Annotated in this window: 11 protein-coding genes; 8 read left to right on the top strand and 3 right to left on the bottom strand. The window is 75.8% G+C overall.

The window, feature by feature from the left end; genetic code table 11:
* Positions 1-285 precede the first annotated feature (285 nt).
* From RND61_RS10695 to RND61_RS10665, 7 genes are all read left to right on the top strand, one after another.
* Positions 286-1,140: a tryptophan 2,3-dioxygenase family protein gene (locus RND61_RS10695; protein WP_315877617.1), complete on the top strand. Its 855-nt coding sequence runs from the start codon at positions 286-288 to the stop codon at positions 1,138-1,140.
* A complete protein-coding gene (kynU, locus tag RND61_RS10690) occupies positions 1,133-2,512 on the top strand; it encodes a kynureninase (protein ID WP_315877616.1) in 1,380 nt (459 codons plus the stop codon). Before RND61_RS10695 ends, kynU begins: the two co-directional genes overlap by 8 nt.
* A 94-nt stretch (positions 2,513-2,606) precedes the next feature.
* Positions 2,607-3,476, top strand: coding sequence for an alpha/beta hydrolase (locus tag RND61_RS10685; protein WP_315877615.1), 870 nt, complete (start codon positions 2,607-2,609; stop codon positions 3,474-3,476).
* A gap of 231 nt (positions 3,477-3,707) precedes the next feature.
* On the top strand, positions 3,708-4,535 hold the full coding sequence (locus RND61_RS10680; protein WP_315877614.1) for an NmrA family NAD(P)-binding protein: 828 nt from the start codon (positions 3,708-3,710) through the stop codon (positions 4,533-4,535).
* Between the two features lie 83 nt (positions 4,536-4,618).
* Complete coding sequence (locus RND61_RS10675) at positions 4,619-5,917, top strand: sensor histidine kinase (RefSeq protein ID WP_315877613.1); 1,299 nt, start codon at positions 4,619-4,621, stop codon at positions 5,915-5,917.
* Positions 5,914-6,573 carry a response regulator transcription factor gene (locus RND61_RS10670; protein ID WP_315877612.1) on the top strand — a complete coding sequence of 220 codons (660 nt, stop codon included), beginning with the start codon at positions 5,914-5,916 and terminating at the stop codon, positions 6,571-6,573. The genes RND61_RS10675 and RND61_RS10670 overlap by 4 nt, the downstream gene beginning before the upstream one ends.
* A gap of 235 nt (positions 6,574-6,808) precedes the next feature.
* A complete protein-coding gene (locus tag RND61_RS10665) occupies positions 6,809-8,014 on the top strand; it encodes a cytochrome P450 (protein ID WP_315877611.1) in 1,206 nt (401 codons plus the stop codon).
* On the opposite strand, the gene RND61_RS10660 is transcribed toward RND61_RS10665, so the two are convergent.
* On the bottom strand, positions 8,004-9,515 hold the full coding sequence (locus tag RND61_RS10660) for an ABC transporter permease (RefSeq protein WP_315877729.1): 1,512 nt from the start codon (positions 9,513-9,515) through the stop codon (positions 8,004-8,006). The two genes, RND61_RS10665 and RND61_RS10660, sit on opposite strands and share 11 nt — an antisense overlap.
* A 140-nt stretch (positions 9,516-9,655) precedes the next feature.
* Positions 9,656-10,552, bottom strand: coding sequence for an ABC transporter ATP-binding protein (locus tag RND61_RS10655; protein ID WP_315877610.1), 897 nt, complete (start codon positions 10,550-10,552; stop codon positions 9,656-9,658).
* A gap of 93 nt (positions 10,553-10,645) precedes the next feature.
* Between RND61_RS10655 and RND61_RS10650 the strand changes: the two genes are divergently transcribed.
* Entirely contained in the window at positions 10,646-11,194 is a 549-nt protein-coding gene (locus tag RND61_RS10650; protein WP_315877609.1) for a GbsR/MarR family transcriptional regulator, read from the top strand.
* A gap of 19 nt (positions 11,195-11,213) precedes the next feature.
* Here the strand turns inward: RND61_RS10650 and RND61_RS10645 are convergent, their stop codons facing one another.
* Entirely contained in the window at positions 11,214-12,092 is an 879-nt protein-coding gene (locus RND61_RS10645) for a diacylglycerol kinase (RefSeq protein ID WP_315877608.1), read from the bottom strand.
* Positions 12,093-12,216: the final 124 nt, after the last annotated feature.

The following is a 12,216-nucleotide window of genomic DNA, read 5'->3' as shown; positions in this document are numbered from 1 at the left end:
CGTTCACCACCGGGACGGGCGGGCTTCGGACGTCGAGGGCCCGGCCGGAGCGGGTGGCTGCGGGCGTCGCGGACCCGAAGGCCGCGACGGGCCGAGGGCCGGCGCGGCCCGCCCCCGGTGCCCGGCCGTACGGCGAGGAAGGCCGTTACATCGCGGGGCCGATCGTGTCATGATGCGATCGGGACCGGCGGCGCTGATCGCGCCCGGTCCCGAGGGGACCGGGGCTCCACCACGCTGCGGAAGGAGCGGACCGCTACCCGGTAGCACGCATTGACGGAGACAGCGATGTCTACTTCGCCTACCACCCCTGCCGCCTCCGAGACGGGTTCGGACATGCCGAACCTGGACTTCGCGGGCACCACGCCCTACGAGGACTACGTCCAGGCGGACGTCCTCACCCACCTCCAGCACCCGCGCTCCGACGACCCCGGAGAGATGGTCTTCCTGGTGACCACCCAGGTGATGGAGCTGTGGTTCACCGTCATCGTCCACGAGTGGGAGACCGCGAGCCGCGCGCTGCGCGCGGACCGGGTCCCCGACGCGATGGCCGCCCTGCGCCGCTCGGTGTACGAGCTGGAGGCGCTGAACGCCTCCTGGAGCCCGATCGCCCGCCTCACGCCGGCGCAGTTCAACGCGTACCGCGCCGCGCTCGGCGAGGGCTCCGGCTTCCAGTCGGCGATGTACCGCCGCATGGAGTTCCTGCTCGGCGACAAGTCCGCGTCCATGCTGGTGCCGCACCGCGGCGCGCCCCGCGTCCACGCCGAGCTGGAGAAGGCGCTCGCGGAGCCCAGCCTGTACGACGAGGTGCTGCGGCTGCTGTCCCGGCGCGGGCTGCCCGTGCCGGTGGAGGTCCTGGAGCGGGACCTGACGCAGCGGTACGAGCCGTCGTCGCGGGTCGAGGAGGTCTGGGCCGAGCTGTACGCGGCCCCCGACCGGCACGGCGACCTGGTCGAGCTGGGCGAGGCCCTCACCGACGTGGCCGAACTCGTGTGGCGCTGGCGCAACGACCACCTGGTCGCCACCCGCCGGGCGATGGGCTCCAAGACCGGTACGGGCGGCTCCGCCGGGGTCGCCTGGCTGGAGAAGCGGGCCCGCAAGAACGTGTTCCCCGAGCTGTGGACGGCGCGCAGCCATGTCTGACGTCCTCCAGAACACCGGCGGCCGGGACACCGGAAGCGGCCGGGGCGCCCGGAGCACCGAGCGCACGCAGGAGACCGGTACGGCCCGGAGCGTCCCGGTCCCGGCCGCGGAGGCCCCAGTCGTGGGGACTCCGGCCCCGGAGTCCCCGGGCGCGGAATCCCTGGCCGCGCGGGCCGCCGCGCTGGACGCCGCCGACCCGCTGGCGAAACGGCGCGACCTGTTCGCGCTCGACGACGGCGTGGTCTACCTCGACGGCAACTCGCTCGGCGCGCTGCCCCGCCACGTACCGGCCCGTATGGCGCACGTCGTCTCCCACGAGTGGGGGCGGATGCGCATCCGCTCCTGGGACGAGAGCGGCTGGTGGACCGCGCCCGAGCGGATCGGCGACCGCGTCGCCCCGCTCGTCGGCGCCGCACCCGGCCAGGTCGTCGTCGGCGACTCGACCAGCGTGAACGTCTTCAAGGCGCTGGTCGGCGCCGTGCGCCTGGCCGGTGACGACAGCCGGGACGAGATCGTCGTGGACGCGACGACGTTCCCCACGGACGGGTACATCGCCGAGTCCGCCGCCCGGATGACCGGCCGCCGCCTGGTGCCCGTCGCGCCGGGCGACGTCCCGGCCGCGGTCGGCCCGCGCACGGCCGCCGCGCTCGTCAACCACGTCGACTACCGCACCGGCCGCCTCCACGACCTGCCCGGCATCACCGCCGCCGTGCGGGACGCGGGTGCCCTCGCGGTGTGGGACCTGTGCCACAGCGCGGGCGCCCTCCCCGTCGACCTGGACGCGAACGGCGTCGACCTGGCCGTCGGCTGCACGTACAAGTACCTCAACGGCGGGCCCGGCGCCCCCGCGTACCTGTACGTCGCGGAGCGCCACCAGGCGCGCTTCGACTCCCCGCTGCCCGGCTGGAACTCGCACGCGGACCCGTTCGCGATGGCCCCCGGCTACGCGGCGGTGGACGGCGCGCGGCGCGGCCGGGTCGGTACGCCCGACATCCTGTCGATGCTGGCGCTGGAGGCGGCCCTCGACGTGTGGGACGGGGTGTCGGTGCACGAGGTGCGGGCCAAGAGCCTCGCGCTGACGGACTTCTTCCTGGAGTGCGTCCGCGCGTACGTCCCCGAGGGGCGGCTCACCTCCCTCACCCCGACCGCCCACGCGGAGCGCGGCAGCCAGGTCGCGCTGTCCTGCGCCGACGCGCCCGCGGTGATGGCGCGGCTGATCGAACGCGGTGTCGTCGGCGACCTGCGCCGCCCTGACGTGCTGCGTTTCGGCTTCACCCCGCTGTACGTCGGGTTCGCCGACGCCGAGCGCGCGGCCCGTGTGCTCGCGGAGGTGTGCGCGGAGGCGGACGCGGAGGCGGGCGTGGAGCGGTAGCGCCGCCGTACGAGCCGGCCTGCGGGGGCGTCAGTCCTGATACGGTCCCCGCAGGTCAGGCCAATTCGGCCCCGTCACCGAAAGGTTGAGCAGCATGCCCGACCCCGCCGCTCGCGACGCCGCCGAGGAGGCGTCGGCCCTGTCCCACCCGGCCGTCGCACCCGACTCCACCGCCCCGTACGGCACACACCCCGACCAGGTCGTGGACTTCTACGCGCCCCGGGACCGGCACGACCGGGTTCCGCTCGTCGTCGTCCTGCACGGCGGCGCCTGGCGGGCGCCGTACGACCGGCGGCACGTCTCCCCCTTCGCGGACTACCTCGCCCGCCACGGCTTCGCCGTCGCCAGCGTCGAGTACCGGCGCGGCACCGGCCTCCCCGCGCCCCGGGGCACCGGCCCGGTGGCGGGGCGGTGGCCCGAGACCTTCGACGACGTGGCGGCGGCGCTGGACGTGCTGCCCGCGCTGGCCGCCGCGCACCTGCCGCAGGCCGATCCGCGCCGTACCGTCGTCACCGGCCACTCCGCCGGGGGCCACCTCGCGCTGTGGGCCGCCGCCCGGCACGTCCTGCCCGCCGGGTCGCCGTGGCGGCTGCCGGAACCGTCCGAGCTGCGCGGCGTCGTCGCGCTCGCGCCGATCGCGCACTTCGAGCGGGCCGTGGAGCTGGGCGTGTGCGACGGTGCCGTGACGCAGCTCCTCGGCGGCGAGGGCGCCTTCAAGGAGCGGTCCGCGTCGGCGGACCCCGCCGTGCTGCTGCCCACGGGCATCGCCACCACCGTCGTGCAGGGCCGCGAGGACACCGTCGTCCCGCCGCCGGTCGCCGAGGCGTACGTCGAGGCGGCAGCGCGGGCGGGCGAGATGGTCGGGCTGACCGTGCTGGACGGCGTGGGGCACTTCCCGCTGATCGACCCGGCGGCGGACGCGTGCGCGGTGGTCGCGGAGGAGATCGCCCAACTCGCCTGGTGACGCCGCGCCCGGGTGTCCGTGCCCGGGGGGCCGTGTCCGGGCCCGTGTCCAGGCGGGCATGCCCGGAGGCCGCTTCCGGCGGCCGTGCCCCGTGGGCCGTGTCCGGTGTCCGTGCCCAGGCGACCGTGTCCCCGGTGGCCGTCTCCGGGTGACCGCACCCCGGGGTGCCGTGGTGTCGTGGCGCCGGCTCGCGGACCGAAGCTGACCGCGACGCTCCCTAACGTGCTCCCCATGACGTATCTCGTAACCGGGGCCACCGGAACCGTCGGCCGCCACGTCACCGCCGAACTGCTCCGCCGCGGCGCGCCCGTCCGCGCACTCACCCGCGACCCCGCGTCCGCGGACCTCCCCGCCGGGGTCGAGGTCGTGCGCGGCGACCTCACCGACCCCGGCTCCCTCGCCGCGTCCGGCGCCCTCGACGGCGTCACCGGACTGCACCTGATCACCTTCGACGGCTCCGGCTACACCCCGCTGGAGACCGGCCGCGCCCTCGTCGAGCAGGCCCGCGCCGCCGGGGTGCGGCGCCTGGTCGTCCTCCACGGCGGCGGGCCCACGCCCGTGGAGGACGCGGTCCGCGCGAGCGGGCTCGCCTGGACGGTGGCCATGCCCGTCGAGTTCATGGCGAACGCGCTGGAGTGGGCCGACTCCGTCCGCACGGAGGACGAGGTCCACGAGCCCTTCGTCGACCGGCTCAGCGCCATGGTCCACGAGGCCGACATCGGCGCGGTCGTCGCCGCCGCGCTCACCGAGGACGGGCACGCCGGGCAGGAGTACCTGATCACCGGCCCGCAGGTCCTCACCCTCCGGGACAAGGTCGACGCGATAGCCGCGGCCCGGGGCCGGGAGGTGCGGCTGGTGGAGCTGAGCCCCGACGAGGCGGTGGCGCGCTGGCGCGCGGAGGGCCGCCCGCCGGAGCTGATCGACTTCTTGCTGGACGTGTACGGGAACACCCCGGTGGAGGGCCGCACCGTCGTCGACACGGTGGAGCGGGTCACGGGCCGCCCGGCGCGGACGTTCGCCGCGTGGGCGCGGGAGCACGCGGCGGCGTTCCTGCCCTAGACCCCGTAGTACTCAGGAGGGACCCCGCGGAACCCTCTCCAGTCCGACGCCGGCGCCGAGGCCGCCCCCGTACGGTGGCTGTCGTGACCGAGACGACGCAGCGCACCGCCCCGGGCGGCCGCAGCCCCGAGTTCCACCACGCCGCGGAGTTGCTCCGGGGCCTGCGGGAGGACCTCCTGCAGGACGCCCTCGCCTACCGGCCGCTCCCTCCCATGGCCGTGGACGGCCCCGTCACCCGGCGGCTGCCGGGTCGGATACGCCGGTACGCGGTGTGGGCCCCGCACGCCCTGGTCGCCGCGGCCGCCCTGATGGCCTTCTCCGTGGGGTACGACACCACGGGGTTCTTCCCCGTCGCGCTCGTTCCGGCGGCGGCCGTGCTCCTGACGCTGGTCCGGCCCGTCGCCGCCTTCTGGGCGTCGCTGCTGACCGCGTCGGCGTACGCGGCCGTCGTCGGGGGCGACGGGGCGTGGCCGCCCACCGTGTTCTTCTCGCACGTCGTCGTCATGACGGTCGTCGCGGCCCGGACCCGGCCCCGGGCGGCGGCGTGGATGTGGGCGGTCACCGGCGTGTACGGCCTGTTCGTCGAGGGCGTGCTCGGCGGCGGCTACGGCGGCGTCGGGACGGCGAACGTGCTGTTCGCCGCCGCGTTCACCCTGCTCGTCGTCACCGTGTGGCAGGTGCGGCGCGCGGCGCGGGAGGAGGTCACGGCGCAGCGGACCGCCACCGCGCAGGAGCGCTCGATGCGCACCCTGCTGGAGGAGCGCACCACGATCGCGCGGGAGCTGCACGACGTGGTCGCCCACCACATGTCGGTCGTCGCCATCCAGGCGGAGGCCGCCCCGTACCGGGTGGAGAACCCGCCGCCCGAGCTGGAGCAGGCGTTCGTGACGATCCGGGAGAACGCGGTGGCCGCGCTGACCGAGCTGCGGCGGGTCCTCGGCGTCGTCCGCGCGGAGGACTACGAGGCGCCCGACGCCCCGCAGCCGACCCTCGCCGACCTGGACGGGCTGCTCGCCAACGTCCGCGACGCCGGGCTGGCCGTCGACAAGACGGTGACGGGCGCGGTGCGGGAGCTGCCACCGGGTGTGGAGCTGTCCGCGTACCGCATCGTGCAGGAGGCGCTGTCGAACGTGCTGCGGCACGCGCCGGGCGCGGCGGCCCGCGTGGAGGTCAGTTACGTCCTGGGCGGACTCGGGCTGCGCGTCGTGAACGGCCCGCCGCGCGGCCTCGGCAAGCCGTCGCCGGGCGCCGGGCACGGCATCACCGGCATGCGGGAGCGGATCGCGATGCTGGACGGGGAGCTGACGGCGGGCGCGACGGAGGACGGCGGGTACGAGGTGGCGGCGTTCGTCCCCGTGGCGAGGGACGAGGCGGCGGCGTGACGATCAGGGTGCTGGTCGTGGACGACCAGGTGATGGTGCGGGAGGGCTTCTCCGTCCTGCTGAACGCGATGCCGGGCATCGAGGTCGTCGGCGAGGCGGTCAACGGGCGCGAGGCGGTCGCGCAGGTCGCGGCGCTGCGGCCGGACGTGGTGCTGATGGACATCCGCATGCCGGAGATGAACGGCATCGACGCGACCCGGGAGATCGTCGCGGCGGACGGCGACGCGAAGGTGCTGGTGCTGACCACCTTCGACCTGGACGAGTACGTGTACCAGGCGCTGCGTGCCGGGGCGTCCGGGTTCCTACTGAAGGACGCGTCGGCGCGGCAACTGGCGGACGGGGTGCGGGTGGTGGCGGCCGGGGAGGCGCTGCTGGCGCCGTCGGTGACGAAGCGGCTGATCACCGAGTTCGCCCAGCGCGTGGAGTCGCCGCGGGCAGCGGCGCTGTCCCGGGTCGGCGACCTGACGGAGCGGGAGACGGAGGTGCTGGTGCTGATCGCGCAGGGCCTGTCGAACGCGGAGATCGCGGCGCACCTGGTGGTGGCGGAGTCCACGATCAAGACGCACGTGAGCAGGATCCTGGTGAAGCTGGGTCTGCGGGACCGCACCCAGGCCGCGGTCTTCGCCTACGAGGCCCGCCTCGTGACCCCGCGCTGACCCCCGCACCCGGTCCGCCGCCGGTTCGCCGGTCCGCGCCCCTGTGCCCGGTCTGCCGGTCTGCCGACCCGCGCCCCCGTGCCCGGTCCGCTGGTTCGCGCTCTCGTGCCCGCGCCCCTGCGCCCCTGCGCCCCTGTGCCCGTGCCGCCGGTCCGCCCGTCCGGGCTCCCGCGCCGCGCCGCGATGCCCGCGTCGGCGGCTGCCCGTGGCGGACCGGCGGGTGTAGCGTCCCCGCATGGAGTTGCCCTTCGACCCCTGGTCGCCCGGGTTCGTCGCCGACCCCTACCCGGCGTACGCGGCGCTCCGCGCCGGTGGCAGGGCGCACTGGTTCGCGCCCACCCGCCAGTACCTCGTCCCGCACCACGCCGACGTCTCCGCCCTCCTGCGCGACCGGCGCCTGGGCCGCACGTACCTCCACCGCTTCACGCACGAGGAGTTCGGCCGCACCCCGCCGCCCGCCGCGCACGAGCCGTTCACCACGCTCAACGGGCACGGCCTGCTCGACCTGGAGGGACCGGACCACACGCGGATCCGCCGCCTGGTGGCGAAGGCGTTCACGCCCCGCACGGTCGAGCGGCTGGAGCCGGTCGTGCGCCGCCTCGCCGCCGAGCTCGTGGACGGCCTCGTCGCGGACGGCGGCGGCGACCTCCTCACCCGGGTGGCGGAGCCCCTGCCGGTCGCGGTGATCGCGGAGGTGCTCGGCATCCCGGCGGCCGACCGGCCCCTCCTGCGCCCCTGGTCGGCGGCGATCTGCGGGATGTTCGAGCTGAACCCGGACGAGGAGACCGCCCGTCGCGCGGTGGTCGCGTCCACGGAGTTCTCCGCGTACCTGCGCGAGTTGATCGCCCGGCGGCGGAAGGAGCCCGGCGACGACCTGGTGTCCGCGCTGATCGCCGCGCACGACGAGGGCGACCGGCTGACCGGGCAGGAGATGGTGTCGACGTGCGTGCTGCTGCTCAACGCGGGCCACGAGGCGACGGTCAACTCGACCGTCAACGGCTGGTGGACCCTGTTCCGGCACCCCGAGCGGCTCGCGGAGCTGCGCGCCGGTGAGGTGCCGCTGTCCACGGCCGTGGAGGAGCTGCTGCGCTACGACACGCCGTTGCAGATGTTCGAGCGCTGGGTGCTCGACGACATCGAGATCGGTGGGGTGGTCGTACCGCGCGGCTCCGAGGTGGCGCTGCTGTTCGGCTCCGCGAACCGGGACCCGGCGCGGTTCGACGACCCGGACCGCCTGGACCTGGCGCGCGCCGACAACCCGCACGTCAGCTTCGGCGCGGGCGTCCACTACTGCCTGGGCGCGCCACTGGCCCGGCTGGAGCTCGCCGCGTCGTTCGGCGCGCTCCTCGACCGGGCGCCGGGGCTGCGCCCGGTCGAGGAGCCGCGGTGGCGGCCCGGCTACGTGATCCGGGGCCTGGAGGAGCTGCTGGTCACGCTGTGACGAGGTCGCGGCGCCGCAGCCCCGCGAGCCCCGCCGCGACCAGCAGCGCGGCCCCGGCGAGCAGGACCAGCACCGGCTGCCACGCCATGGCGGCGCCGGGCAGCTTCGGCAGGTGCCCGAACGGCGACAGGTCGAGGACGGCCCGCGGCAGGTCCAGCGCCGGCCCGACCCAGCCGATCGCGACGGACAGCCCGGCCGCGCCCCACGCCGCGACCGCCGCCCTCGGGACGGCGCCGTGCAGCAGTACGGCCAGCGCGCCGAGCAGCCACACGGCGGGCAGTTGGACGGCCACCGCGCCCATGACGGCGCCGAAGTCCCGCCCGTACGAGAGGTGCATGCCGAGCCCGGCCGCGCAGAGGAGCAGGGCGGACCCGGCGAACGCGACCACCAGGTGCCCGGCGGCCCAGCGCAGCCGCCCGACCGCGTTCGCCAGCACCGGTTCGGCGCGCTGCGAGGTCTCCTCGCCGTGCAGCCGCAGCACCGACCCGACCGCGTACAGCGCGGCGACCATCCCGAACAGCCCGGCCAGCGCGGACACGAAGGCGTCGGTGAGGGCCTGCGCGCCGCCCATGCGCGTGAAGACCTCCCGCGCCCGCTCGTTCTCCCCGACCAGGTCCGCGGCGCCCTCGACCATCCCGCCGAACACGGTTCCGGCGACGAGGAACCCGAGCGTCCAGCCGGCGAGGGAACCGCGCTGGAGCCGCCACGCCAGGCCGCCCGCCGTGGCGATCCGCCCCCGGGCGGGGCCGGGCCGGGCGGGCAGGAATCCCATCCCGACGTCGCGGCGCCCGGCCAGTGCGTACGCGGCGAGGCCCTGGACCAGGGTGGCGGCGACCGGCAGCGGCAGCACCCACCAGCGGTCCCCGGCGAACGCCCGGACGTTCTCGGCCCAGCCGATCGGCGACAGCCAGGTGAGGACCGACCCGCCGTCGGCGCGGCCCGCGTCGCCCGCCGCACGCAGGACGAACGCGGCGCCCAGCACGGCCGCCGTGAGGCCCTTCGCCGACCGGGCGCTCTCCGTCAACTGCGCGGCGACCGCCGCCGCCGTGGCGAAGACCGTGCCGGTCAGGCCGATCGCGAGCCCCAGCGCGAGGGCGCTGCCCGCACCCCGGCCGGCCAGCCCGGCGGTGACGGCCAGGGCGATGGCGGTGTTGCCGGCGAGCGCGGCGAGCAGCGCGGCGGTCAGCGGCGCCCGCCGCCCGACCACGGCGGCCGACAGCATCTCCTGGCGTCCGGTCTCCTCCTCCTCGCGGGTGTGCCGGACGACGACGACCAGGCTCATCACGGCGGCGAGGACCGCCGCGAACACCCCGAACCGCCAGGCGACGAGCGCGCCCGTGGAGTCGCCGAACACCGGCCCGTACAGGGACCGCAGGGAGCTGTTGGCGGTCATCGACGCGGCCACCTCGGCACGCTCGGCCCGGGTGCCGTACAGGGCGTCGACGGAGCCGGCGCCGCTGACGACCACGGTGCCGAGGACCAGCACCCACACGGGCAGCATCACCCGGTCGCGGCGCAGGGCGAGCCGCAGCAGCGCCCCGGTCCCGGCGAGGTGGCGGGGCCCACCGGCACGAGATCCACCGGCACGGGACCCACCCGTGCGGGACCCGCCGGCACGGGAGGCGGCGGAAGCGGTGGGGGTCACCGGGCCACCGCCTCGTCCTCGTAGTGGCGCAGGAACAGCTCCTCCAGGGTGGGCGGCGCGCTGGTCAGCGACCGCACCCCGGCCTCGGTGAGGGAGCGCAGGACGGCGTCGAGCCGGTCGGTGTCGACCTGGAGCCGTACGCGGGTGCCGTCGACCCGCAGGTCGTGGACGCCCGGCAGGTGCGCGAGCCCGTTCGGCGGGGCGGCCAGCTCGGCCGCCACGCTGGTGCGGGTCAGGTGGCGCAGCTCGGCGAGCGAACCGGACTCGACGGTGCGGCCCCTGCGGACGATGCTCACCCGGTCGCAGAGGCTCTCGACCTCGCTGAGGATGTGCGAGGACAGCAGCACCGTGCGGCCCCGGTCGCGCTCCTCGCGCACGCACGCCTGGAAGACGCCCTCCATCAACGGGTCGAGGCCGCTGGTCGGCTCGTCGAGGACCAGCACGTCCACGTCGGAGGCGAACGCGGCGACGAGGGCGACCTTCTGGCGGTTGCCCTTGGAGTAGGTGCGGCCCTTCTTCGTCGGGTCCAGTTCGAACCGCTCGACCAGTTCGGCGCGCCGCGCCTCGTCCAGGCCGCCGCGCAGCCTGCCGTACAGGTCGATCACCTCGCCGCCGGACAGGCCGCGCCAGAGCGTCACGTCGCCGGGGACGTACGCCACGCGGCGGTGCAGCTCGACGGCGTCCCGCCAGGGGTCGCGGCCGAGGAGCCGGGCGGTGCCGGAGTCGGCGCGGAGCAGGCCGAGGAGGACGCGGATGGTGGTCGACTTGCCGGAGCCGTTGGGGCCGAGGAAGCCGTGGACCTCGCCGGCCGCGACGGTCAGGTCGAGGCCGGCGAGCGCGTGGGTGCGCCCGAAGGACTTGTGCAGTCCGGTGACGGTGATGGCGTTCGTCATGCTTCGACGGTACGACTACTTTCACAAAATTCTGAAGTTAAGGAACCGTATAAAATCGGCGGGGTTCGGAGGACGACGGGAGAAGAGGGGCGCATGGCGACGGACGACCGGCTCGGGAAGCGGCCGGAGCGCGACGAGGAGGCGGTGGCCCGTCGTGACGAGGAGGCGGCGGTACGCCGTGACGAGGAGGCGGTGGCCCGCTTCGTCGAGCGCTTCGCAGGGGAGCTGACGCAGGCCGGGATGCAGCGGATGGCGGCCAGGGTCTTCGCCGCGCTGCTCGTCTCCGAGGGGGCGGCCATGACCGCCGCCGAGCTGGGCGGCCAACTGAGGATCAGCCCGGCCGCCGTCTCGGGCGCCGTGCGCTACCTGACGCAGGTCAACATGATCGGCCGGGAGCGCGACCCGGGCTCGCGGCGCGAGCGGTACGTGCTCCACGAGGGCATGTGGTACGAGGTGTTCACCCGCCGCGACGAGATCCTCAACCGCTGGCAGAAGACCCTGCGCGAGGGGGCCGAGACGCTGGGCGTCGACACGGCGGCGGGCGCGCGGATCGCGGAGACGGCGGAGTTCTTCCAGTTCCTCCACGGGGAACTGCTCCAGATCATGGACCGGTGGCGGGAGCACAAGGCCGCGACCGGCTGACGGCGGCCGGGCCCCGTCGCTAGGCGCCCTCCGGCGACAGCGCCGGGGCCGGCACCAGCAGGGACCAGGCGGCCGGCCGGACCGTCCACGTACGGCTGCGGACCGGCCCGGTCGGCTCGGCGTCCGCCCGGTAGCGGAACCCCGCACCGGCCGGGACCGACACGGTGACCGTGCGGGCGTCCGTCCGCCGGGGCGCGGCCGCCCGCGGGCGCACCACGACCTCCGCCGCGCCGTCCCGCGACACGACCGTCACGCCCTCCACCGGGTCGTCCACGTCGGCCAGCAGCCGCCCGTCGGCCACCACCCGCAGCCGCTGCCCCCGCATCTGCGGCACCCGCCCGGCGCCCGGCCCCACCAGGGTCCGCACCAGCGAGCGGCACGTCCCCCACACCGACGGCGCCGGCACCCCGCCGCCCGAAAGGCGGAACCGCGCCTCCGGCGCCGCCGCGGGCACCGGCGACGGCGGCCCCTCCGGGATGCGCAGGCCGCCCACGACCACCCCGCCCCCGTCGTCCACCAGCAGGTCGAGCCGCCGCTCCACCCCGTCCAGCACCGCCCGCGCCGCCCTCACCGCGCCGGGCGGGGCGCCCAGCGACAGGGCCAGCCGCACCGTCTCGCCCGGCCCCACCGGCACCAGCGACAGGGCCTTCCCGCCCAGCCCGCCGCCCCGGTGCAGCAGGCCCACGGCGCGCACCAGCGCCCGGTCGTCACCTATCACCACGGGCCGCCGGGAACCCCGCCGCGCCAGGGCCCGCGCGAACTCCTCCGGGGTGTCGGGCAGGCACACCTTCGCGGCGGCGCCACCGCACAGCACGTCCTTCGCGATCCGTACCGATTCGCCGTCGAAGCGGCGTGCGACCGGGTCGATGACCACCAGTAGCTGGTCGGGAGCCGACACCTCGGTCCTTCCTCGGGTAGCATCTTTGTGCAAGAGCCCCTTGCGCTATTGCGCCAGGGGCTTCGTCTATTCCGGGGCACCGGTCCAACGGCTCAGGCTGCCGTCGTACACCGCCGTACGACGT

The organism is Streptomyces tamarix (assembly GCF_032423885.1).
Taxonomy (GTDB): domain Bacteria; phylum Actinomycetota; class Actinomycetes; order Streptomycetales; family Streptomycetaceae; genus Streptomyces; species Streptomyces tamarix.
This window is presented reverse-complemented; position numbering and strand designations above follow the sequence as displayed.